Origin of the sequence: Deinococcus terrestris (assembly GCF_009377345.1) — a bacterium.
Lineage (GTDB): Bacteria > Deinococcota > Deinococci > Deinococcales > Deinococcaceae > Deinococcus > Deinococcus terrestris.
Window position 1 is genome coordinate 145,223 of the sequence record NZ_WBSL01000005.1, and the last position, 21,349, is coordinate 166,571.

Sequence of the window (21,349 nt, forward strand, 5' to 3'; positions counted from 1 at the left end):
GGTGACGCTGTTGGCGCGGGCGGAAATCTTCGCCCGGCCCCTCTACGCCGAGCCTGAACGGGCGTATCACACGGCTGGGCATGTGGAAGCTGTGCTGGACGCGCTCGCCTCGCGGGGGGCGCTGACTCCCACCCTCGCCCTCGCCGCGTGGGGCCACGACCTGATCTATGACCCCAGGGCCGGGGATAACGAGGCGCGGAGTGCGGCCCTGTTCGGGGAGTGGCTGACGGCGGAAGGCGCGGACGCGAGCCTGATCCGGGAGGTTCGGGCGCTCATCCTCGCCACCCGGCACACCGACCCACCCTCTACGCGGGAGGAGGGGGTGCTGGTCGACGCTGACCTGAGCATCCTCGGCGCGGACCCGGCCACCTTCGCCGCCTACGACCGGGCCATCCGGCAGGAATACAGCTTCGTCCCCGAGGAGGCTTACCGGACGGGGCGGGCGCAGGTCCTGCGGGGCTTTCTGGACCGCGAACGCATTTACACGACGCCGGAATTTGCGGAACTGGACGCCCAAGCCCGGACCAACCTCCGGCAAGCCCTGCGCGAGCTGGAACAGAAAAACCGCCCCTCGTGAGGGCGGTGTCTCCGGCTGCCGGGATCAGTCGGCGGCGCTGCCGTGCTGGCCGCCCTGGGGGGCCTGATCGGCGTCTTCCTTCTCGCGTTCGAGCTTGGCCTTGATCTTCTTCAGGCGGAAGCTCTCCTCGCGCTCGCGCTGATCAAGCACGCCGCGAATGAAGCGGATGTCGTCCTGAATGCCGGGAATCACGACCTGTTCGAGCGCGTTCACGCGGCGGGAGGTCTTCTTGATCTCCTCGCCGATGCGCCGCAGCTTGGTCTCGGTCGCGGCCACCTTCACGATGGCTTCGAGCACCCCGCCGAAGTCGGTCGCCGCCTGAATGGTCCGGGCGCCGACGTTAATCGGGCTGAAGTTGACCTGCTGCTGCCGCTCCGGGATGTTGATGCGCGGCACCTTCACCCCGTAGATGCTCTCGATCTGCATGTCGACCGCGTAGTCGCCGGCTCCGGCGAGGCTGAGGCTTTCGACCGCTTCGGGGCTGTCCCAGGCCTTGGCGCCGAAGAGGCTGGTGTAGGCGCCCTTGCTGACGCCCGCGAGCTGCTCGCGCGCCGCGAGCGCGTCCCGCACGAGCGCGAAGAACTCGCCGATCAGGGCGTCACGCTTGCGCTTGAGCAGGTCCGCGCCGCCGCTGGCCGTCTTGAGGCTGGCCTTGCTGGCGAGCAGGGCCGAGCGGGTGGGGCTGATCTGTCCTGCCATAGTTCACCTCCCTTGTGGGCCGAGTGTTCCGCGTGGCGGGGAGGGGAATCTACCCCTCCCCACACGTTCAGATGCGGTTGCCGCGCCACATCTCGTCGACCTTGGTGCCGTAGAACTTGTCGATGGAGTCGCGCGAAAGGCGGGTGAGCTGGCTCTGGGGCAGCTTCGAGAGGATGCCCCACGCGACGGTCAGGCTCTCCTCGATGGAGCGGTCCTGACCGCCCTGGCCGATGAAGTACGTCTCGAAATCGTCGGCGAAGCGCAGGTACAGCTTGTCGGTCTCGGTCAGCGCGTCCTCACCCGTGATCGCCACGAGCTTGCGCAGGTCGAGGCCGTTCGCGTAGGCCGCGAAGAGCTGGTCGGACACGTTCTTGTGGTCCGCGCGGGTCTTGCCCTTGCCGATGCCGTTGCCCTGAAGGCGCGACAGGCTGGGCAGCGGGTTGATGGGCGGGAAGATGCCCTTGGCGTTCAGGCCACGGTCCACCACGATCTGCCCTTCGGTGATGTACCCGGTCAGGTCGGGGATGGGGTGGGTGATGTCATCGTCGGGCATGGAGAGAATCGGGATCTGGGTCACCGAGCCCGGCTTGCCCTGCACCACGCCCGCCCGCTCGTAGAGGTTCGCGAGGTCGGTGTACATGTAGCCGGGGAAGCCGCGGCGACCGGGGATCTCCTCACGCGCCCCGCCGATCTCGCGCAGCGCCTCGCAGTAGTTCGTGAGGTCGGTCAGGATGACCAGCACGTGGTAGCCGTGCTCGAACGCGAGGTACTCGGCGGTCGTCAGCGCCATACGGGGGGTCAGCAGCCGCTCCACGGCGGGGTCGTCCGCGCGGTTGAGGAACAGCACCGAACGGGCCAGCGCCCCGGTGCGCTCGAACTCCTGGGTGAAGAACGAAACCTCGCGCTGGGTCAGGCCCATCGCGGCGAAGACCACCGCGAAGTCGCCCTCGTGCCCCGGCACCTTCGCCTGACGGGCGATCTGCGCGGCGAGTTCGTTGTGCGGCAGGCCCGAGCCGGAGAAGATCGGGAGCTTCTGGCCGCGAATCAGCGACGTGTTCACGTCAATGGTGCTGATCCCGGTCTGAATGAACTCCTCGGGCTTCTCGCGGGCGGCGGGGTTCATGGGCTGGCCGTTGATGTCCAGCCGCTTGTCCGCGACCACCTGCGGCAGCCCGTCGATGGGGCGGCCCAGGCCGTCGAAACGGCGGCCGATCATTTCCTTGCTCACGCCCAGGCGGGCCACGTCCTCGACGAGGCTCACCGAGGCGGTAGCGAGGTCGAGGCCACGGGTTTCCTCAAACACCTGAATGACGGCGTTCTCGGTGGAGACCGAGATGACCTGCCCGCCACGGGTGCGGCCGTTGCCGTCACGGATATCCACGATGGCCCCGTAGGCCAGGTCGGACGCCGCGTTCACGAACAGCAGCGGTCCGGAGATATAGGCGACGTCGTTGTATTCCTTTTTCAGGAGGGTCACGCGGTCACTCCCTTGGCAGCGTTCTTGAAGGTCACGTCGAGTTCATCCATCACGCCCTCGCCGTACGCCATGAATTCACCCTCGGCGACGTAGCGGGCGCGGGACAGCTTCTCGATGACGGGGTTCTGGATGATCTCGTCGATGGTGGCGCCGTTGCGGAGCGCGGCTTCCGCCTCGTCATAGAACTTCAGCATCATCTTCATCAGGCCGTAGTTCTTGGGCATGGAGGCCGAGGCGTCCACCGGGTCGAAGCCGTTTTGCTGGAGGAAGTCCTGCCTGAGCATGCGGCCCGCCTCGATGATCAGGCGCTCCTGGTCTTGCAGGGCGTCGGGGCCGACGAGCTGCACGACTTCCTGGAGGCTGGCTTCCTGCTGGAGCAGGTTGCCGATGCGCTGGCGCAGCTCGGGGAAGTCCTGGCCCACGTTCTCGCGGTACCAGCCGTCGAGGATGGGCGTGAACAGCGAGTACGAGCCGTTCCAGTTGATCGCCGGGAAGTGGCGGCGGCGGGCCAGCCCCGCGTCCAGACGCCAGAAGGCGCCGGTGATACGCAGGGTCGCCTGGGTGACGGGCTCGGACATGTCCCCACCGGCGGGCGACACCGCGCCGATCACGGACACGGCGCCGTCCTCCCCGGCCAGGGTCGTCACCGCACCCGCACGCTCGTAGAACGCGGCGAGCTTGGCGCCCAGGTAGGGCGGGTAGCCTTCCTCGGCGGGCATTTCTTCGAGGCGGGAGGAGATCTCGCGCAGCGCCTCGGCCCAGCGGGAGGTCGAGTCGGCCATCAGCGAGACCGAGTAGCCCTGGTCGCGGAAGTACTCGGCCAGCGTGATCCCGGTGTACACCGACGCCTCACGCGCCGCCACCGGCATGTTCGAGGTGTTGGCGATCAGGATGGTGCGGTGCATGAGGGGGCCGCCGGTCTTGGGGTCTTCCAGTTCCGGGAACTCGACCAGCACGTCGGTCATCTCGTTGCCGCGCTCGCCGCAGCCCACGTACACCACGATGTCGGCGTTGCCGTACTTGGCGACCGACTGCTGGGTCACGGTCTTGCCCGAGCCGAAGGGACCGGGAATCGCCGCCGCGCCGCCCATCACCAGCGGGAACATCACGTCGAGGATGCGCATCCCGGTGAGGAACGGGAGGCTGGGGTCGAGCTTCCTGGCCACCGGACGCGGCGCACGGACCGGCCAGTAGTGCGCGAGCCGGAGCTTGGTCCCGTCTTCCAGTTCGGCGATGGTGTCGTCGATGGTGTACTCACCGGCGTCGGCGACCCAGCGCAGACGGCCCTGCTGGTCGGGGGGCGTCAGGATCTTGTGGGTGAAGGAAAACTCGGGCACGGTGCCCAGGATGGTGCCGCCCTGCACGCTGTCCCCGGCCTGCACGGTCGGGGTAAAGGCCCAGCGCTGGGTGCGGTTGAGGCTGGAAACCTCGATGCCGCGGGCGATAAAGTCACCCGAAGCCTCGCGGATCTTGTCGAGGGGGCGCTGAATGCCGTCGTAGATGCCGTTGAGCATCCCCGGCCCCAGTTCCACCGAGAGGGGCAGCCCGGTGGTGACCACCGGCTCACCCACGGTCAGGCCCGAGGTGTCCTCGTACACCTGCACGAAGGCGGTGTCGCCGTCGAGGCGAATGATCTCGCCCACGAGGCGCTCCTTGCCCACGCGCACGATGTCGTACATCTTCGCGCCGTACATGCCCCCGGCGATGACGGCCGGTCCAGCAATGTTCTGCACGACGCCCTGCTTGGTCTGCGTCATTCTTTCTCCTTGGGAGAGGGGTGAGGCGTCAGGCGTCAGGGATCAGGAAATGATGGCCCTGACGCCCAAAACCCGGTCCCCACCACCTTAAAGCTTGATATCGAACCCGATGGTGTCCCGCACCAGCTTGCCCATGTACGCCTTGGCGTCCACCGTGTCGGTGGCAAAGGCGTCACGCAGGCTGGGAATGGGCAGCAGGATAGGCAGGTCGCGTCCGCGCATCACCCGCGCGGTGGCCGTCGCCGGATCGGGCACCAGACCGGTGTCCACGGCCACGAGGCCGTAACGGCCCTCCACGATCAGGCGCTCAAGGGCCGAGACTGCCTCGCCGGGCGTGGTCTCGATCACTTCGGCCCCCGCGAGGCGGTAGCCCGTCGCGGTTTCGGCGTCGGTGAGGACGGCCACCCGTTGGGTCTGAGTCCCGGTCATGCCTGCACCTCCCGGCGAATCTGCTCGGTGGGCAGGTTGTAGAACTTGCCGCGCCCGATCAGGCGGAGTTTGGCGATCTCAATTTCCTTGCGCCGCAGGAAGTCGAGGATGATGCCCACGCCTTCCACATCCGAAACTGCCACGTTGCGGGCGGTGCGGTCGAGCAGGGTGCGGGCCGCGACTTCCGCCTCCTCCAGCGAGGGGGCTTCCAGGATGGCCGCGATGTCCGCGCTGCCCCCGGCGTCCCCGCCCGCGAGCCGCGCGAAGCCGCCCGCGTCGAGGCTGCCCCCCGGCACGAAGAGGGCAGGATCGAGCGCCGCGCCCTGCGCCCGCGCGGTGCGGGCAATCAGGGCATTGGTCACGTCGATCTCGCGCGACAGGTAGCGGCGCAGGCTGAGTTCGCGGGCCACCTTGAGGGTGTGGCGGTAGTAGCCCTGGTCGAGCGCGACCTCGAGGTCAAGCAGCCGCCCGCCCCCCGCGTACGCCGAGGCCGCCGACCGGAAGGCCCGCGCGAGCGGGTGCCCGGTCACGGCGATGGCCGCCGCCGCGCTCGCGAGGTCGCTGCTCTGCGCCGCCGTCTGGAGGGCCGCCGGGCGCAGGGTGCCGCCGGGAATCAGGCCTTCCACGATGGCCTCGCCCCCGCGCCCGCCGACCAGCCCACGGGCGATGGTCTTGAGGTTGGCGAGGTCCCACTTCATCAGCAGGACTTCGACCTCGCGCCGGGCCTGCCCGTCCGCGAAACCCAGCACCCGCTGGGTGGTCGCGAACAGGTTCCGCGACAGCGCCCGGTCGAGTTCGGACAGGCCCGCGCCCTCGGCGGTCGCCTCGCGCAACTCGGAGGCGAACTCGGTCTCGGCGAGGACGCGCAGGAATTCCTGGTAGCTGCCCGCCGCGAGCGCCGAGTCAAGGGCGCGCCCGTCCAGCAGCTTGGTCCGCATCACGCGGACGCGCGTGTTGATGTAAGCGTAGTCGTCGGGCATCAGTCGGGTCCTTATTCCCCGGCGAGCAGGCGGCTGACCTGCGGCGCCAGTTCCGCGCGGACCCGCTCCAGGCGGCCCGGCAGCGTGTTGGTGATCCCGCTCTTGCCGCCGCGGGCCACGACCCGCACCCCGCCCTGAATGCCCGGATTGGCCCGGACCGGCAGGTCGGTGACGAGGTCCTGCGCCAGCGCGAGGTCCTGCGGGCTCACTTCCACGGCCTCGGCGTCGGGAATCGCCTGACGGGCCTGCGCGAGCAGCCGGGCCAGAATCTCGCGGTACTCGGGCAGCCCGGTGATGTCGCGCAGTTGCGACTCCACGAGTGCGTACACCTGCGAGAGGCCCTGCTCGCCCGCCGTAAGCCGCGCGGCATTGAGTTCGAGGTCAGCGGCCGAGCGGGCGCGGACCAGTCCGGCCTGACGCTGGGTGTCCAGGGCGCGGGCGCGGCTCTCGACGAGCGCCTGAGCCCGTTCCTGGGCCTGCGCCAGGATCTGCCCGGCGCGGTCACGGGCCTCGGCGCGGATGCGCTCGATCTCGCCCTGCGCCTCGTGTTCGAGAAGCTTGTCGAGGGCCATGTCAGATCAGGAACAGCGCGAGGAAGCCGAAGATGACGAGGGTTTCGGGAATCAGGAAGTACAGCAGCAGCGAGCCCGCCTTGCTGGGGTCCTCGGCCACGGCGCCCACCAGGCTCGAGCCGATGCGGGCCTGCGCCAGACCGGTGCCCACCGCGCCCAGACCCAGGGCCAGGCCCTTGCCGACGGCGATCAGGCCTTCCTGGCTGGAGTTGCTGGCGGCCTCGGCGGCCTCCTGGGCCAGACCGCTGCTGGCGAGGGCGAAGACGAGGGACGCGAGGACGATCTTGTTGTACTTGGTCATGGGCAACTCTCCTGGGTTATTTGGCCTGCCCCTGTGCAGGGCTGAGGCGGCGAAGGGGGTTGTAGGCGGGGCTGGTCTCGGCGTTGAAGCCGGTCGGGTTGAGGAACTCGACCATGTGCAGACGCAGCGGCTGGATGATGTGGCCGATCAGGGTCAGCGCCAGCACGAAGAAGTGCAGCACCGCCCCCACCAGGATGCCCAGGATGATGCCCAGGAATCCGATGTTCTCGTAGAGGCTCCAGCCCAGATCGGTGCAGAGCTTGGCGAGGATGGCCGACACCAGCCCGACCGCAAAGATACGGGCGTAGCTCACGACCGAACCGCCCTGGCTCATCAGTTCGATGGGCAGCAGCGGGTAGTGCTTGATCACGCGCAGGTAGCCGATGATGAACAGGGCGAAGCCCAGAATCATCAGCCAGACCAGCGGGTTGGTAAGGTCGGTCAGGAGCGAGAAGTCCTGCGCGGCACGCGAGATGAAGGCCAGCAGGATCAGCGCCCCCACCCCACCGAACAGGGCGATTCCCTCCCAGGTGTGCACCGGGTCACGGTGCTTGATGCCCTGCTGCACGCGGATGCCCCAGCCCCACAGGACCTGAAGGACCCCGAACAGCAGCGCGAACACCAGCGCGACGTTGGCGAAGTACTCGGTTTCCAGACGGGGGAAGACGATGGGGATCAGGCCGCTGTAATAACCTTCCCGCAGCCTCTCGGCCTCGACCGGGAAGGTCAGGCCCGTCCAGCCCCACAGCCGGTCGAGCAGGCCGGGATTGATGTAGAAAAAGTGCATGTGCTCCAGCAGGGTGCCGAAGAACTCGCCCGTCAGGAAGCCCCACAGGATGCTCCAGCCCGCCATCACGTTGGTGACGAAACCGAGGTCGCGCAGGGTCGCGGGCGGCACGTAAGCCCCGAAGAAGCTGAGGTCCCAGCCTTCGTTGCGCCGCGCCTTGCCCAGCAGCCACAGGCCGAAGAGCAGGAACAGCAGCCCGTACCCGATGTCCGCGATGATGATCCCGAAAAACAGCGGGAAGAACAGCGCGATGACCCAGGTGGGGTCGAAGGAGCCGTAGCGGGGCAGGCTCATCAGCCCCATGACGAGCTGGAAGGGCCGCACGTAGCCGTTGTTCTTGAGCTGCACGGGCACCGCGTGGTCGTGGTGCTCGTCCACGGGGTGAAGCTCGTAGGCCACCGCGTCCCCGAAGCGGCCCAGCGCCGCCGTCAGGGCAGGCACCCGGTCGACCGGGACGTAGCCCTGCATCGCGAGACTGTACTTGCCCCGCGCAGAGACGGCCCGCACGTCGTGAATGGCGACCCGGTCTTTCAGGGCGTCGCGCACGGCGTATAGCACGGGGCCGTGGGTGCGGGCCAACGCCTCGCGCTGCTCGCCCAGCTGGCGCTGACGCTCGGGACCTTGCTGCCGGATCTGGTCGAAGGCGAGGGCAGCTTCGGACAGGCTCATGCTGTCGAAGCGTCCCGGCAGCCGCAGTTCGCCCAGCCGCACGCGCGAGAGCGCCGCGCGCGCCGCGTCCCGGTCCCCGCGCAGCACGGCGATCAGCCCGACCCGGTTGGGTCCGGCCACGTCGGTGGCGAGCGCGTAGCGGTCTTTCAGCGTGCCCTGCAGGGCCGCTTCCAGTTCCGCGAGGTTGTCGGTGGGCTGCAGCAAGAAGGGCACCACCGTCAGGCGGCGGCTGCGGTCCACCCCCCCGGAGAGCCGGGCGAGGGTCCGCACCGCGTCCCCGTAGGCAGCTTCCGCGTCGAGGTCCGCCTGCAGCTCCTGCCGCTGGCGGGCGAGCGCCGAGACCGGCCCGGCCGCTTCCTCGACCACGCGCTCCCAGTCCTCCTGCGGGGGCAGGGCGGCAGGAGCGGGACGGTAGGCCCCGAGTTCGGCAATGGTGCTGTCGGCGCGGGCGAGCAGTCGCTCGTCTTCCCGGCGCGACTGCGCGTCCTGCCCGGCGAGCGACCCCGTCGAGAGCGGCCCTCCGGTGATGGGCTTGAGGTGCAGCACCCCGGCGTCTTGCAGCGCCGTGATGACCGCCTCGCTGCCGCGCTGGCGGGTGGCGATCACGACCTGCTGCATGGGGTTGATCACGGCAGCACCGCCCTCAGGATCAGTTCGGCGGCCTGCTGCACGCGGGTGCTCGCCCGCTCGCGGGTCGCTTGTGCTTCGGCTTCGGCGCGGGCGCGGGCTTCCGCGCGGATGCGCTCGGCCTCACTGCCCAGCTCCTGATCGTGCTGCGCCTGCATCTGCGCCGCGCGGGCCTGCGCGTCCGCGAGGATGCGGGCCGCCTGAGCCTCGGCCGCTTCGACCTCGCGCCGCGCTTCCTCGCGGGCCGCTTCGATCTGCGCGTCCAGGGCTGCCTCGCGACTGGCCAGTTCACTCAAGACTCGACTTGAGACGTCCAACTCCCTCCTCCTTTCCCTTCGTGGCCCAGCCCACCCGTGCGAAAGCCCCGTCCGTCAGGGCGGGTTCCGGGGGGTGCTCTGGAATGCGGTTGGTGGCCCGACTGTAGGTTAATCTGCTGTCAGACTCGCGGCCCATCCTAACACAGGCTTCATTCTGCTCCCGGAGGGCAAGCGTCCCGCCCGCCCACCCCGCTACAGGCAAGACCCGCCCCCACGCGGTGAGGGCGGGCCGCTTCGGCAAAAAACGGTGAGGAGAGGTCAGGGGGAGAGGCTCGCGCCGCTCAGTCGCCGCCCACGAACACCGGGGACCCCAACCCACCGTCGGCCTCACGGTAGCCCTGCTCGCTGTGGGCGCTGAGGTCCATGCCGCCGACCTCCTGCTGGGGGGGGACGCGCAGCGGGATCAGCACACCGACCAGCCGCAGCAGCACGAAACTGCCCAGGCCGGTCAGGGCCACGCTGGCGACCACGCCGACCAGTTGAATCAGCAGTTGCGGCCCCACGGCCTCCCCGCTGCCGGTGGTCCAGGCCAGGGCCCCGGTGAGCAGCGCCCCCACGATGCCCGCGACCCCGTGGCAGGCGAACACGTCGAGGGCGTCGTCGGCCCGCAGGCGGCGCTTGGCCTGCACCGCCCAGAAGCTCGCGGTCGCGCCCAGCGCCCCGATCACGAGCGCGGCCCAGGGGGTCACAAAGGCGCACGCGGGCGTGATCGCCACCAGCCCGACGACCAGCCCAGTCGCCGCGCCCACGGCGGTGGGCTTGCCGGTGCGGCTCGCCTCCCAGCCCAGCCAGGTCAGCAGCGCAGCGGCGGGCGCGACCAGGGTGGTGAGCAGCGCCAGCGCGGCCGTCTGGTTCGCGGCCAGGGCGCTGCCCGCGTTGAAGCCCATCCAGCCGAACCACAGCAGCCCCGCGCCCAGCAGCACGAAGGGAACGTTGTGCGGCACGTGCGCCGCGCGGGGATAGCCCAGGCGCGGCCCCAGCACCCACGCCGCCACCAGCGCACTGACCCCCGCCGCGATGTGGATAACCGTGCCGCCCGCGAAGTCCAGCGCCCCGAGCTGAAAGAGCCAGCCGTCGGCGCTCCAGACCCAGTGGGCCAGCGGCGCGTAGATCAGCAGGCTCCACAGCCCCCCGAACAGCAGGAAGGCCCCGAAGCGCATCCGCTCGACCACCGCCCCGCTGATCAGCGCGAGCGCGATGATGGCGAACATCGCCTGGAAGGCCGCGAACACGGAGGAGGGGACGGTGCCGGTCAGGGTCCCAGTCAGGCCCTCCAGCCCCAGGTTGCCCAAACCCCCGATCAAGGCCCCCCCGCCCTCGCCGAACGCCAGGGTGTACCCCGCCAGCGTCCACAGCACGCCCACCAGCCCGATGGACGCGAAGCTCATCATCATGGTGTTCAGCACGCTGGCCGAGCGGCTCAGGCCCCCGTAGAAAAAGGCCAGCCCCGGCGTCATCAGCAGGACCAGGGCCGCCGACACCAGCATCCAGGCGGTGTCGCCGGAGTCGGGAGCGGCGGCGGGAGCCTGCGCGAGGGCGCCGCCCCCCAGCAAGAGCAGCAGCAGTGCGGACCTCAGCGGCGCGGCGGTCATCCGGCCCCCCCCACCGCGACCGGCGTGAGCTGACGCTCGGTGACGGGCGTGAGGGCCGCCCCGTCCTCCTCACCCGTGCGGATGCGGACCACGCGCTCCAGCGGCTGCACGAAGATCTTGCCGTCACCGACCTCCCCGGTGCGGGCGCCTTCACAAATCGCGCGGATCGCCGCCTCCGCGAAGGCGTCGCTGACCGCCATGCGGAACTCCACTTTCTCGCGGAACTCGATCATCACCTGGGTGCCCCGGTAGTGCTCGACGATCTCCTGCTCGCCGCCGTGGCCGGACACGCGGCTCAGCGTCAGCCCACTGATCCCCGCCCGAAACAGCGCCTCCTTGACCTGCCCCACCCGCTCGGGGCGCACAACCGCCGTGATCAGTTTCATGCTGGCTCCTTGTCGGCGCACAGGGGGTCCAGAAGCCTGCCCACCTGACCCCAGCGTAGGCGCATACACTCCCAGCGTCAACGGCCTAACTGCAAATTGTCCAGACTTTTACAGACGATCTGCGGATATTTTCGCAAAATTTTCCAAATATTCGCCTATTAAGGCGAAACGTTACCGAATAGGCGAACAAGTTGCGGACCGGGCACAGCCCCTCGGCTCGCCGGGCGACAGCAGAAGGGAGAGGCCCCAAGACCTCTCCCCGGCTTCAGGGCTCAGGAGGAAGTGGCCTGGCGCCCCCGCACCCGCGTCCACAGCCGCGCCGCAAAGATCAGCACCCCTGCCAGCCCCAGCACCGCGAGCACCGGCGCAAAAACCGCCAGCACGCTCAGGCCCAGGCTGGCCCCGTCCTCGGCCGCGCTGAGGACCGGGTTGGCGACACCGCCCGTCGTGGCGGTGGCGACCGGGCGCACGGCGGCGCGGGTCGCGTGGACTCCGCCCGCCACGACAAAGCCCAGCGCAAGGCTCAGCGCCGGGGGCACCTCGGCCACGCCCGTCTGTGCGGCGAAGAGAATTGCCCCTGCCGCCGCGTTCACCACCCCGCCGACGAGGTGCAGCGCGTGGTCCACACCGGGGATCTTGTCCCCAACGAAGTCCAGCAGCCCCAGCACTCCGATGCCCAGCAGTACCCAGGGATTCGCCAGCAGGTCGAAGGGGGCGGCAAGGTCCAGCGCCCCGAACCGCGCGAGCAGCCCCACGAGCAGCAGCGGGATGGAGGCATTCAGCCCCGCCGCCCCCGACAGGCCCAGCGAGGACAGCAGACCGGAGAGAAGTTCCATACCATTCCATACGCGGCCCGCCCCGGCGGGTTGCACGGGGCGGGCCATGTGGGTGGACCAGAGTCAGCGCAGATAGGCGACCAGGAGGTCCACCCCGGCCCGCAGGTCCGTCTCGTGAACGGCTTCCACAATGGTGTGGATGTACCGCGTCGGCAGGCTGAGGGTCAGGGTGGGCACCCCCGCCCGCGTGCGCTGGATGGCCGCGCCGTCGGTGCCTCCCAGCGCGAGCACTTCCATCTGATAGGGAATGCCTTCCTTCTCCGCGAGGTCCACGAACTCGTCCACCAGCCAGCGGGTCGAGATCATGGTGGAGTCGAAGACCTTGATGCCGATGCCCTCGCCCAGCCGGGTGACCGCCTCGTCGGGGCCGACGCCGGGGGTATCAACCGCGAGCGTCACGTCTAGGCCGATGCCCAGGGTCGGCTCCACGCCATACGCCGCGACGATGGCTCCGCGCAGGCCGACCTCCTCCTGCACGCTGAAGACGGCGACTACGTCGTGCCGGGGGCGCGTCTCCCGGAAGGCCCGCAGCACTTCCAGTTGCAGGAAGACGCTGGCGCGGTCGTCCATCGCCTTGCCCACCGTCATCGCGCCGACCTGCCGGGCGGTCTGGTCGAGGGTCACCATGTCCCCGACCCGCACGCGGCCTTTGATCTCGTCCGCGCCCAGGCCGAGGTCGACGAAGAATTCCTTGACCTCGGGGACCTTCTTGCGGTCTTCCGGGGTGGCGATGTGGACCGGACGACCGCCGGGGGTCAGCAGGCCGGGGAGCGTGCCGCCGCGCGTATGCACCGTGACGTTGCGGGCGAACAGGTTGCGGGTGTCGAAGCCGCCCAGCGCCTGCACCCGCAGGAAGCCCTTCTCGTCGATGTACCGCACCAGGAAGCCGATCTCGTCCATGTGGGCGCTGAGCATCACGCGCTCGCGCTTCCCACCGGCCTCCTCGCGCCCGCGCTTCAGGGCGATCACGTTGCCCAGGGCGTCCACCCGCACCTCGTCCACCAGCCCTTCGAGGTCGGAGAGCACGAAGTCGCGCACGGCGTCTTCCTGACCGGGTACGCCGTTCAGGTCGGAGAGGTGGCGCAGGACATCCAGCCTTAGTTCAGTTGTGGTCATGCGGGTCAGGATACGCCGGGGTCCGAGGCCGCGCCGGAGGTGGTCGGCTCGGCGGGACGCTCCGGCACAGGCTCGGGTTTCGGGCGGAGGTCGGTGCTGTTGAAGCGGCCCTGCGCCTCGGCCAGCCCGGACTCGGCCCAGACCTCCACCGCGTCGGCGCCCAGCCGGACGAGTTCGGCCAGCGTCCCCGCCTCCTCCTCGCGCCACCGGCTCAGCACCCAGTCCGCCGGGTCCCAGCCCGCCGGGGGTCGGGAGATGCCGATTTTGAGGCGCGGGAACCCTTCAGTCCCCAGCACCCGGATCAGGTCGCGCACCCCGTTCTGGCCGCCATGCCGCCCGCCGGGGCGCAGCTTCAGCAGGCCAAAGGGACTATCCAGATCGTCCTGCACGGCCAGCACTGCCTCCGGCTCCAGCTTGTAGAAGCCGACGAGGGGCGCGACCGCCTTGCCCGACGCGTTCATGAAGGTCTGTGGCTTGACCAGCAGGACCTTCGCGCCGGGCGCCGGACCCACCCGCACCTCCGCAATATGCGCGTCTTTCTCCTTGCGCCACGCGGCTCCCCAGCGCCGCCCCACCTCGTCCACGACGAGCCAGCCGACGTTGTGGCGGGTCCGCTCGTACTGGCTGCCCGGATTGCCCAGCCCCACGACAAGCTTCAAGGGTCAGGCCTCCAAACTGTTCAGCGTCTCGCGCCAGCGGGCCTCGGTTTCGCGCACGCGGGCCTCACCACGGGCGCGGGTGTACCCGGCGCGGAAGTCGGCAAAGCGGGTGTCCGTCTCCGCAAACAGGAGGCCCAGGGCCTGCCGCACGTCGGCCACGTTCTGGGGGGTGAGGGTGGTGTCTTTGGCGTCCAGCACCTCGTCCAGGGTCGCCATCAGGCCGGAGAGGGGCCGCAGCCACTGGAAGGACGGGTGGTTGATGACCAGGGAATACAGCTCAAAGGGACCCTTGACCGGGCCGTGCAGGAACTCGTACTCGCCCTTGGCGAAGTCGAGCAGGGCCGAATGGAAGTGCCGCAGGGCTGTTGCCAGCGCCGTGAGCCGGGTGCGAACCGCCGCGTCGGAAGCCGTCATGCGCCGAGGGTAGCAAGTGCGGCGAGGTCGGCCCGGTCCTTCTCTCTTAATTCCACCCCATAGAAGGCGGCCACAACGCCTTTCATCGCGCGGTGCCCGGCGGGGGTGAGGGTGAGCACGCGGACCCCCGCCCACTCCACCGCGTGGGGCGCCAGGAATTCGGTGGGCCAGACGATGGGGGCGAGTTCGCCCACCGTGCGCGGCGGGTCCACGTCGTCCCGGATGGGCACGAGGTCCACCAGCAGGTCGTCCCGGCGGTAGAACGCGTCCCCAGTGGCGAGTGAACCGTGCGCGTGGGTGAAGCCCAGGCCCTCCAGCACGGCGACGGCCCGCGCTCCATGGGCCTCCCGCACCAAAAAGTCAATGTCGTCGTGGGGGCGGACGTTCCCGCCGCACAGCACTTCCACCGCCTGCCCGCCGATCAGCCAGCAGGTGACCCCAGCCTGCGCGAACGCCTGAATGAGGGGAAGGGTGTCGGGGTGCAGCACGGGGCGAACTCTAGCAAGCCCCCTCCCCTACCAGCCCCACGTTCCCGGCTCGCCCTTGAACGGCCCTACCACGTCGGGCGTGATCCAGCCCCCGTAGAAGCCGCCCGGCTGCGGGGTCACGCGCACCCCGTCCACCCGGCACTCGTCCATGCGGCCCGCGTAGACGGCGATGTGTCCGGCGATGGGTGCGAAGGCGGGCGTGGGCCGCTCGTAGCTCCAGCCCGCGCTCCCCGCCACCTTGTCACCGACCGAGAGCGTCCAGTACGACGCCTCGCCCTTCCACTCGCAGACGCTGCCGCCGGGAGCCGGGGACAGCACGCCGGGCCGGAACGCTTCGCGGGGCAGGTAGTAGGTGGGCGGGTGGCTGGTTTCCAGCACGCGGTAGGCGTCGGTTGTCTCGGCGATCTTCTCGCCGCCCAGCCAGATTTCCACCGTCCGGGCGGTGCGCTCCAGCCGGGGCGGGCGCGGGTAGTCCCAGACACTCTCCTGACCGGGACCGGGGGGAAGGGGCTGTGGGCGCGGCATGGCGGCAGTGTGACGCCCCGCGCGGCCGGAGGCTGTGGGTTGCCTTGCCCTTCCGGTACCCTGACCCATGACCACCCCCAACCTGCCGGACGCGGAGACGCCCGAACTGGAGGGCACCGTCAACCTCGCGGACATAGAGACGTTGGGCCGTTCCCGGCTGGACCGCAACGCGCTGGAGTATTACGCGAGCGGCGCGAACGACGAACTGACCTTGCGCGAGAACCGCGCCGCCTTCGCCCGGCTGAAGCTCAGGCCCCGCGTGCTGGTGGACGTGTCGAATGTGGACGCGCGGACCGAGGTGCTGGGGCTGCCCCTGCGCTCGCCGGTCGGCATCGCCCCCACCGCCTTTCACGGCCTCGCGCACCTGGACGCGGAGGTCGCCACCGCGCGGGCGGCGGCCTCGGCGGGGAGCGTGATGACACTCTCCACACTGAGCAACACCCCGATCGAGGAGGTCGCGGCGGCGGCGGGCGGGCGCTTCTGGTTCCAGCTTTACCTCTACACCGACCGCGCCCTGAGCGCCGAGATCGTGCGGCGGGCAGAGGCGGCAGGGGCGCGGGCGCTGGTGCTGACCGTGGACGCCCCCTTCCTGGGCCGCCGGGAGGCGAACGAGCGCCACCGCTTCGCCCTGCCGCCCCACCTGCGGGTGCCCAACGCGGGGAGCCGGGAGCGGCTGGCGCAGATGGAATCGGAGAGCGGGTCGCAGCTCGTGAACTACTTTCAGGGTCTGATTGACAAGACCTTCACCTGGGCCGACCTCGCTTGGCTGCGCGGGCAGACTTCGCTGCCCATCGTCCTGAAGGGCATCCTGACCGCCGAGGACGCCCGCCTCGCCGCCGAGCACGGTTGCCACGTCTGGGTGAGCAACCACGGGGGGCGGCAACTCGACACCGCTGTCTCCTCCATTGAGGCGCTCCCCGAGATCGCGGACGAGGTGGGCGGCGAGGTGGAGGTCTACCTCGACGGCGGCGTCACGCGCGGCACCGATGTGGTCAAGGCGCTCGCGCTGGGGGCCAGGGCGGTCTTCGTGGGTCGGCCTGCCCTGTGGGGCCTCGCGGCGGGTGGAGAGGCAGGCGTGCGCCGAACGCTGGACCTGCTGCACGACGAGGTGCGGCTGGCGCTCGCGCTGTGCGGGAAGCAGAACGTGGGGCAGGTGGGGCGGGAACTGGTGCGGCTCTAAACGCCACGCCTCCCACTCCCGACACTGGTGGGTCAATTTGACAGGTAGCTGTCAAACTTGTAGGCTCGTCTCCCATGACCCCACTCACGGCGGAGGGAGCCGCCTTCACGGAGTTGCTGCTGGAAATCTTTCGCCTGCACGGGCGGCTGCTGGAGGCGGGCGACCGCCTGACTTCTCCGCTGGGCCTCACGAGTGCCCGCTGGCAAGTCCTCGGCGTTGTGGAGCACGGCCCCGTCACGGTCTCTGAGATTGGCCGGGTGATGGGACTGGCCCGGCAGAGCGTGCAGCAGCAGACCGACGCCCTGGAAAGGGAGGGCTTTGTGACCTACGTGGAGAACCCCCGGCACCGCCGCGCCCGGCTGGTGCAGCTCACCCAGAAGGGAGAGCAAGCCGCCGCCGCCCTCATTCCCGCCCAGGCGCAGTGGGCCAACCGGATCGGTCAGTCCGCCTCGTCCCCTGAGCAGCTTCAAGCCGCGCTGGACACCCTGCGGCTCCTCACCGCACGGCTGGAACGGGACGCTGACTCTGACGCCTAACCCCCTTTCCAGGAGGACCACCCATGCACATCACCCAGTCGGCCATCTCGCTCAACGTGCCGGACGTTCGCGCCTCCGCCGAGTTCCTGAAACGGCACTTCGGCTTCGTACAGGAGATGAACTACGAGGGCGTCGCATCCCTGACCCGTCCCGACGCGGGCTTCAACCTGATCTTCCTCCAGACGGGCCTGTCCACCTTCAAGCCGCCCCAGATTGCCGGAAGCGCCGGGCAGGGGCTGCTGGTGGTGTTCGTGGTGGACGAGATCGACGCCGAGTACGAGCGGCTTCAGGCAGAAGGCGTGCCCGTGGTCACTCCCATCGAAACCGAGCCGTGGGGCGAGCGGTACTTTCAGGTGTCGGACCCCAACGGCGTGATCCTGCAACTGGTGCAGTGGGTCACGCCACCGGACGAGACGTGGGCATCGTGACCTGTTAGTCCCGCTTCCCACGCGGCTTGGGCCACGCCACGGTGGACCACAGCGCCCACAGCACCAGCAGCGGCTGGAAGAAGAGGCGGTTGAGTCGCGCCTGATCGGTGTTCAGCCCGAAGGCGTCCGTGCGGGTCACGTACTGCGAGATGTTGCCGGGAAAGATGGCGACGAAGAAGGCGGCGGCCACCCACCCCACCGTCCGGCGCTGGCGCGGCAGGGCGATCAGCGCGGCACCCAGCCCGATCTCGACCACGCCGGAGGCGAGCACCACGAAGTCCTTGTCCAGCGGCAGCCACTCGGGCACCTGGGCCTGAAACTCCTGGCGCTGCGTAGTCAGGTGCCCGGTTCCGGCGCCGATCAGCGCCAGCCCCAGCAGCCAGCGGGCGACGTGGCGCGGCCAGGACAGGCGGCTCACGCGGCCACCTCCACCCGGTCCACCTTGCGGCGAGGACGGCGCACCCGCAACGTCTTCTCGCTGTCCAGCATCCGCTTCAGGGCGGCTTCCGAGCGGGTCAGGCCTTCCAGATCGGCCTCGGGGCGGCCTGCGCGGGGTTCGTAGTCGTCGAGCACTTTGCCCTCCTGGTAGCGGTCGAAGATGACCGGGCAGATGTAGCTGCCGCGCGTGACGGCGGGCGTGTTGCCCAGGTCGGCCGCCACAAACTTCACGCACTCTACCAGCGTCCGCCGGGCCTGCCGCTCGGACTCGGGCGGCCCCGCTTCGGCCAGGAACTCGGCAGCCACCAGCGTTCCGCCCCAGGTGCGGAAGTCCTTGGCGGTGAAGGGACCGATCACGTCGCGCAGGTAGGCGTTGAGGTCGTGGGCGCGGACGCGCGAGCGCACCTCATCCTCCACGCTCTGAAAGAGCCAGGGGCCGGGCAACGCGAGCAGGCGCTCCACGTTCGTCGCCAGGGTGCGGTCGCGCACCGTCTTTTCCTGAAGGATGGAGTGCTTGCCCTTGAAGCGGAACTGCACGGCACTGCCCTCCACCCTCACGTGCCGCTGGCGCAGGGTGGAGAGGCCGTGCGTCTTGTGGGCGCGGGCGTAGGTGTCGCTGCCGACCCGGAAGTGCGCGACGTGCAGCACCCGCGTCATCACCGCGAGCACCTTGCGCCGGGGCAGCCCGGAGAGGCGCAGGTCCGCCGACGTGACGGTGCGGAGGGTGGGCAGGGCCTCGGCGAACCGCGCCAGCCGTTGCCACTTTTTCAGCGCCCCCGCCTGCATGAAGTCGGGGTGGTAGCGGTACTGGAGCCGCCCCGCCGCGTCGCGCCCGAAGGCCTGCAACTCGGCGTCCGGGTCGGGCGAGACGTACACGCCCTCGTAGGCGGGCGGCACGGCCAGCGACGCGATGCGGGCCAGCCCGTCGGCGTCGGTGTACTCCTCCCCGTCCGGCCAGAAGTAGCGGAACTCGGTCGGCTTCTCCCCCTCCCGGCGGAGGTACTCGTCTTGCAGGATGCTGGTGCGGCTCGTCATGGCCGTCAGGATGGGCAGATCAGGGGCAGGCGGGCTGTCCGGCAGGCTGCAATCCGGCTTGAGACAGACTGAATGTGGCGGGGGAGGCTCACTCCTCGGCCTGCATCGGCAGTTGCCAGTCAATCGGCGTCTGCCCGGACTCCTCCAGCGCCGCGTTGACCCGCGAGAAGGGCCGCGTCCCCATGAACTTCGCCACGCTGAGGGGGCTGGGGTGGGCGGATTCGATGATGACGTGCTGGGTGTTCGTCACCAGCTTCGCCTTCTTGCGGGCGTAGGCGCCCCATAGCACGAAGACCACCCGCGACTCCTTCGCGTTCACGTGGCGAATCACGGCGTCGGTGAAGCTCTCCCAGCCTTTCCCCGCGTGGCTGTTCGGTTCGCCCTGGCGCACGGTGAGCACGGCGTTGAGCATCAGCACGCCCTGTTCGGCCCAGTGCCGCAGGTAGCCGTGGCGCGGCGGCTGGAAGCCCACGTCGGCCTGCAACTCCTTGTAGATGTTCGCCAGGCTGGGAGGCGGGCGCACGCCGGGCCGCACGGAGAAAGCGAGGCCGTGCGCCTGACCGGGGCCGTGGTAGGGGTCCTGGCCCAGGATAAAGACCTTCACGTCCTCCAGCGGCGTGAGGCGCAGGGCGTTGAACACGTCGGGCGCGGGTGGAAAGACGGTGTGCGTGCGGCGTTCCTCCACCAGAAAGTCCTTGAGCGCGTGGAAGTACGGCGCGGCGAACTCATCATGCAGGGCGTCGCGCCACGAGTCGGGCAGCCCCGCCGGAATCAGGGGCTTGGGGGCTTCGGGCGTGGTGCCGAAGAGGTCGGGCTGGTCGGTCATGGGGGGCTTCCTCCGGGGGGTGGACTGGGGCGGCCGAACGGGCTTGGGGGGCAGACCCCGCGCCACGCGCTCGGCTCGCAGCACCGCCTTCTTGCGGCTGCCGTGCCGGTGGTACACGCGCCGGGCCTCGGCCTCGAAGGTCGCACTCTCCCGCGCAGCATAGATTCTGGCCCGCGCGGCGGCCCCCGCCTTTCCTTCATCCACGACGGGCGGCGAGTAGCTCAGCCGGGTCGCCCCGCTCCACTCCCAGGGGGCGTGCAGAAAGTCGCCGGGCACGTCCGCGAGTTCGGGCACCCAGCGGCGGATGAACACCCCATCCGGGTCCTGCTCGCGGGCCTGCCGGGTTGGGGAGTAGATGCGGACGCGGTTGATGCCCACCGTGCTGCTCTGCATCTGCATCTGCGACCAGTGGATGCCGGGTTCGTTGTCCAGCCACTGCCGCGCCAGAAAGAGGCCGGTGGGCCGCCAGTGCAACCACAGGTGCTGCGAGGCGAAGGAGACGAGCATGGCCCGCATGCGGAAGTTCAGCCAGCCCGTCTCCCGCAGCATTCGCACGCAGGCGTCCACGAGGGGATACCCCGTCTGCCCGTGCGCCCAGCGGTCGTAAAAGTCCGCGTTCCAGCCGGGGTCGCCCACGTCCGGGCGCAGGCCGTCAAAGGCGCGGTTGAGGTTGCGGAACTCCATCTCCGGCTCGGATTCCAGCCGCTGGATGAAGTGGCAGTGCCAGTGCAGGCGGCTTTCATAGGAACGCAGGGAGCGCACCCAGCGTTCGTCGGCGTCGGGGTCGCCCTTGACCGCCGCCAGCCGCTGCCGGGTCGCCTGCACCACCTCGCGCAGCGACACGGTGCCGAAGGCGAGCGGGGCCGAGAGGCGCGAGCAGCTTTCCTCGGCGGTCAGCGGGCTGCTCATCTCGCGCATGTAGTTCACGCCGCGCACGGTCAGGAAGCTCTCCAGCGTGGCGCGGGCGACGCGCTCGCCGCCGGGGGGGATGGTCTTGTCGTTGGCGGGGACGCCCAGCTCCGCGTGGGTGCAGAGGCCACCGGGCGGGAGGTCGGTGCCCCGCAGCACGGTGGGCACGGGCACGACCGGGGCGGACATCCGTTCCTCCCAGATGTCGGCCCAGCCGTCTCGGTCGCGCAGGCGGCGCACCACGCCCGTCTGCGGCAGCTCCACGAAGGACACCCCCCGCTCCCGCGCCCAGGCCCGCACCCGGCGGTCGCGCTGGAAGCTGACCATGTTGCCCGTCTCCTCGTGCGCCCACAGGCCGCCGATGGGGACGAGTTCGGACAGCTCCTCCAGCACGGCGACCGCCTCGCCGCGCCGGAGCACCAGCCCCGTGCCCAGCGCCCGCAGCCGCCCGTCCAACTCCGCGAGGCATTCATTGAGGTAGGTCAGGTGGTGCCCGGCGAACTCCTCGTGGTGCAGTTGTTCCGGCTCGTAGAGGTAGAGCGGCAGCACCGGCCCCCGCGCGGCCGCCTCCGCGAGCGGGGCGTGGTCGTGCACGCGCAGGTCCTTTTTGAACCACACGACTTGAACGGGCGGACCAGCGAGCGGACGGGGCATCGGGGTCAGTCTGGCTCAGGCGGGGGCGGCTGGCTGTGGGGTTGGCGGCAAAAGACCCCTCACCCCCTTGCTTCGCAAGGCCCCTCTACCCTGGGGAGAGGGGTAAAAAAAACCCTCTCCGGGGGAGAGGGCCTC

The 21,349-nt window shown here is 69.8% G+C and carries 24 protein-coding genes; 4 read left to right on the plus strand and 20 right to left on the minus strand.

Going from position 1 to position 21,349, the window contains the following annotated elements:
* The first annotated feature begins 1 nt into the window (after window position 1).
* Entirely contained in the window at window positions 2-577 is a 576-nt protein-coding gene (locus F8S09_RS12050; protein WP_322618783.1) for an HD domain-containing protein, read from the plus strand.
* Window positions 578-601: 24 nt separating this feature from the next.
* Here F8S09_RS12050 and F8S09_RS12055 read toward each other — a convergent pair whose 3' ends face one another.
* The 17 genes from F8S09_RS12055 to F8S09_RS12135 all read right to left on the minus strand — a co-directional run bounded on the left by F8S09_RS12055 (window position 602) and on the right by F8S09_RS12135 (window position 15,208).
* A complete protein-coding gene (locus tag F8S09_RS12055) occupies window positions 602-1,276 on the minus strand; it encodes a V-type ATP synthase subunit D (RefSeq protein WP_152871735.1) in 675 nt (224 codons plus the stop codon).
* A gap of 67 nt (window positions 1,277-1,343) precedes the next feature.
* Window positions 1,344-2,753, minus strand: a complete 1,410-nt coding sequence (locus F8S09_RS12060; RefSeq protein WP_322618784.1) for a V-type ATP synthase subunit B — start codon at window positions 2,751-2,753, stop codon at window positions 1,344-1,346.
* Window positions 2,750-4,510: a V-type ATP synthase subunit A gene (locus F8S09_RS12065; protein WP_152871736.1), complete on the minus strand. Its 1,761-nt coding sequence runs from the start codon at window positions 4,508-4,510 to the stop codon at window positions 2,750-2,752. The genes F8S09_RS12060 and F8S09_RS12065 overlap by 4 nt, the downstream gene beginning before the upstream one ends.
* An 87-nt stretch (window positions 4,511-4,597) precedes the next feature.
* Window positions 4,598-4,939, minus strand: a complete 342-nt coding sequence (locus F8S09_RS12070; RefSeq protein ID WP_152871737.1) for a V-type ATP synthase subunit F — start codon at window positions 4,937-4,939, stop codon at window positions 4,598-4,600.
* Window positions 4,936-5,919, minus strand: a complete 984-nt coding sequence (locus F8S09_RS12075; RefSeq protein ID WP_152871738.1) for a V0D/AC39 family V-type ATPase subunit — start codon at window positions 5,917-5,919, stop codon at window positions 4,936-4,938. Before F8S09_RS12075 ends, F8S09_RS12070 begins: the two co-directional genes overlap by 4 nt.
* Before the next feature lie 11 nt (window positions 5,920-5,930).
* Window positions 5,931-6,491, minus strand: a complete 561-nt coding sequence (locus tag F8S09_RS12080; protein ID WP_152871739.1) for a V-type ATP synthase subunit E — start codon at window positions 6,489-6,491, stop codon at window positions 5,931-5,933.
* 1 nt (window position 6,492) lies between these two features.
* The gene (locus F8S09_RS12085) at window positions 6,493-6,792 is read right to left on the minus strand and encodes a V-type ATP synthase subunit K (protein ID WP_152871740.1); all 300 of its coding nucleotides are present in this window, start codon (window positions 6,790-6,792) and stop codon (window positions 6,493-6,495) included.
* Between the two features lie 16 nt (window positions 6,793-6,808).
* Window positions 6,809-8,878 (minus strand): V-type ATP synthase subunit I, encoded by a 2,070-nt coding sequence (locus tag F8S09_RS12090; protein WP_322618785.1) that lies wholly within the window; start codon window positions 8,876-8,878, stop codon window positions 6,809-6,811.
* On the minus strand, window positions 8,875-9,171 hold the full coding sequence (locus F8S09_RS12095) for a V-type ATPase subunit subunit G family protein (protein WP_265469047.1): 297 nt from the start codon (window positions 9,169-9,171) through the stop codon (window positions 8,875-8,877). The genes F8S09_RS12090 and F8S09_RS12095 overlap by 4 nt, the downstream gene beginning before the upstream one ends.
* A 302-nt stretch (window positions 9,172-9,473) precedes the next feature.
* Entirely contained in the window at window positions 9,474-10,784 is a 1,311-nt protein-coding gene (locus F8S09_RS12100) for an ammonium transporter (RefSeq protein WP_152871742.1), read from the minus strand.
* Window positions 10,781-11,170 carry a P-II family nitrogen regulator gene (locus F8S09_RS12105; protein ID WP_152871743.1) on the minus strand — a complete coding sequence of 130 codons (390 nt, stop codon included), beginning with the start codon at window positions 11,168-11,170 and terminating at the stop codon, window positions 10,781-10,783. The genes F8S09_RS12100 and F8S09_RS12105 overlap by 4 nt, the downstream gene beginning before the upstream one ends.
* Window positions 11,171-11,442: 272 nt before the next feature.
* Entirely contained in the window at window positions 11,443-12,006 is a 564-nt protein-coding gene (locus F8S09_RS12110; RefSeq protein WP_152871784.1) for a DUF4126 domain-containing protein, read from the minus strand.
* Window positions 12,007-12,069: 63 nt separating this feature from the next.
* Window positions 12,070-13,122 (minus strand): M42 family metallopeptidase, encoded by a 1,053-nt coding sequence (locus tag F8S09_RS12115; protein WP_152871744.1) that lies wholly within the window; start codon window positions 13,120-13,122, stop codon window positions 12,070-12,072.
* Between the two features lie 5 nt (window positions 13,123-13,127).
* Window positions 13,128-13,781, minus strand: coding sequence for an aminoacyl-tRNA hydrolase (pth, locus tag F8S09_RS12120; RefSeq protein WP_152871745.1), 654 nt, complete (start codon window positions 13,779-13,781; stop codon window positions 13,128-13,130).
* A 3-nt stretch (window positions 13,782-13,784) separates the two neighbouring features.
* Window positions 13,785-14,195 (minus strand): hypothetical protein, encoded by a 411-nt coding sequence (locus tag F8S09_RS12125; RefSeq protein ID WP_152871746.1) that lies wholly within the window; start codon window positions 14,193-14,195, stop codon window positions 13,785-13,787.
* Window positions 14,192-14,683 carry a nucleotidyltransferase domain-containing protein gene (locus F8S09_RS12130; protein ID WP_152871747.1) on the minus strand — a complete coding sequence of 164 codons (492 nt, stop codon included), beginning with the start codon at window positions 14,681-14,683 and terminating at the stop codon, window positions 14,192-14,194. The genes F8S09_RS12125 and F8S09_RS12130 overlap by 4 nt, the downstream gene beginning before the upstream one ends.
* Before the next feature lie 27 nt (window positions 14,684-14,710).
* A complete protein-coding gene (locus tag F8S09_RS12135) occupies window positions 14,711-15,208 on the minus strand; it encodes a DUF427 domain-containing protein (protein ID WP_152871748.1) in 498 nt (165 codons plus the stop codon).
* 67 nt (window positions 15,209-15,275) lie between these two features.
* Between F8S09_RS12135 and F8S09_RS12140 the strand changes: the two genes are divergently transcribed.
* The 3 genes from F8S09_RS12140 to F8S09_RS12150 all read left to right on the plus strand — a co-directional run bounded on the left by F8S09_RS12140 (window position 15,276) and on the right by F8S09_RS12150 (window position 17,352).
* Entirely contained in the window at window positions 15,276-16,388 is a 1,113-nt protein-coding gene (locus tag F8S09_RS12140) for an alpha-hydroxy acid oxidase (protein ID WP_152871749.1), read from the plus strand.
* Between the two features lie 74 nt (window positions 16,389-16,462).
* Entirely contained in the window at window positions 16,463-16,924 is a 462-nt protein-coding gene (locus F8S09_RS12145; protein WP_152871750.1) for a MarR family winged helix-turn-helix transcriptional regulator, read from the plus strand.
* Window positions 16,925-16,947: 23 nt separating this feature from the next.
* Window positions 16,948-17,352, plus strand: a complete 405-nt coding sequence (locus F8S09_RS12150; RefSeq protein ID WP_152871751.1) for a VOC family protein — start codon at window positions 16,948-16,950, stop codon at window positions 17,350-17,352.
* Between the two features lie 4 nt (window positions 17,353-17,356).
* Here F8S09_RS12150 and F8S09_RS12155 read toward each other — a convergent pair whose 3' ends face one another.
* The 3 genes from F8S09_RS12155 to ung form a co-directional block, all read right to left on the minus strand.
* Complete coding sequence (locus F8S09_RS12155; RefSeq protein ID WP_322618786.1) at window positions 17,357-17,770, minus strand: DoxX family protein; 414 nt, start codon at window positions 17,768-17,770, stop codon at window positions 17,357-17,359.
* Window positions 17,767-18,825, minus strand: a complete 1,059-nt coding sequence (locus F8S09_RS12160; RefSeq protein ID WP_152871752.1) for a DNA topoisomerase IB — start codon at window positions 18,823-18,825, stop codon at window positions 17,767-17,769. Before F8S09_RS12160 ends, F8S09_RS12155 begins: the two co-directional genes overlap by 4 nt.
* 88 nt (window positions 18,826-18,913) lie before the next feature.
* Window positions 18,914-21,214 carry a uracil-DNA glycosylase gene (gene ung / locus F8S09_RS12165; RefSeq protein WP_152871753.1) on the minus strand — a complete coding sequence of 767 codons (2,301 nt, stop codon included), beginning with the start codon at window positions 21,212-21,214 and terminating at the stop codon, window positions 18,914-18,916.
* Window positions 21,215-21,349: the final 135 nt, after the last annotated feature.

Coding starts and splice junctions, on each gene's coding strand:
- F8S09_RS12055 (WP_152871735.1), bottom strand. CDS start 1,276: ATGGCAGGACAGATCAGCCCCACCCGCTCGGCCCTGCTCGCCAGCAAG.
- F8S09_RS12065 (WP_152871736.1), bottom strand. CDS start 4,510: ATGACGCAGACCAAGCAGGGCGTCGTGCAGAACATTGCTGGACCGGCC.
- F8S09_RS12070 (WP_152871737.1), bottom strand. CDS start 4,939: ATGACCGGGACTCAGACCCAACGGGTGGCCGTCCTCACCGACGCCGAA.
- F8S09_RS12075 (WP_152871738.1), bottom strand. CDS start 5,919: ATGCCCGACGACTACGCTTACATCAACACGCGCGTCCGCGTGATGCGG.
- F8S09_RS12080 (WP_152871739.1), bottom strand. CDS start 6,491: ATGGCCCTCGACAAGCTTCTCGAACACGAGGCGCAGGGCGAGATCGAG.
- F8S09_RS12085 (WP_152871740.1), bottom strand. CDS start 6,792: ATGACCAAGTACAACAAGATCGTCCTCGCGTCCCTCGTCTTCGCCCTC.
- F8S09_RS12100 (WP_152871742.1), bottom strand. CDS start 10,784: ATGACCGCCGCGCCGCTGAGGTCCGCACTGCTGCTGCTCTTGCTGGGG.
- F8S09_RS12105 (WP_152871743.1), bottom strand. CDS start 11,170: ATGAAACTGATCACGGCGGTTGTGCGCCCCGAGCGGGTGGGGCAGGTC.
- F8S09_RS12110 (WP_152871784.1), bottom strand. CDS start 12,006: ATGGAACTTCTCTCCGGTCTGCTGTCCTCGCTGGGCCTGTCGGGGGCG.
- F8S09_RS12115 (WP_152871744.1), bottom strand. CDS start 13,122: ATGACCACAACTGAACTAAGGCTGGATGTCCTGCGCCACCTCTCCGAC.
- F8S09_RS12125 (WP_152871746.1), bottom strand. CDS start 14,195: ATGACGGCTTCCGACGCGGCGGTTCGCACCCGGCTCACGGCGCTGGCA.
- F8S09_RS12135 (WP_152871748.1), bottom strand. CDS start 15,208: ATGCCGCGCCCACAGCCCCTTCCCCCCGGTCCCGGTCAGGAGAGTGTC.
- F8S09_RS12140 (WP_152871749.1), top strand. CDS start 15,276: ATGACCACCCCCAACCTGCCGGACGCGGAGACGCCCGAACTGGAGGGC.
- F8S09_RS12145 (WP_152871750.1), top strand. CDS start 16,463: ATGACCCCACTCACGGCGGAGGGAGCCGCCTTCACGGAGTTGCTGCTG.
- F8S09_RS12150 (WP_152871751.1), top strand. CDS start 16,948: ATGCACATCACCCAGTCGGCCATCTCGCTCAACGTGCCGGACGTTCGC.
- F8S09_RS12160 (WP_152871752.1), bottom strand. CDS start 18,825: ATGACGAGCCGCACCAGCATCCTGCAAGACGAGTACCTCCGCCGGGAG.
- ung (WP_152871753.1), bottom strand. CDS start 21,214: ATGCCCCGTCCGCTCGCTGGTCCGCCCGTTCAAGTCGTGTGGTTCAAA.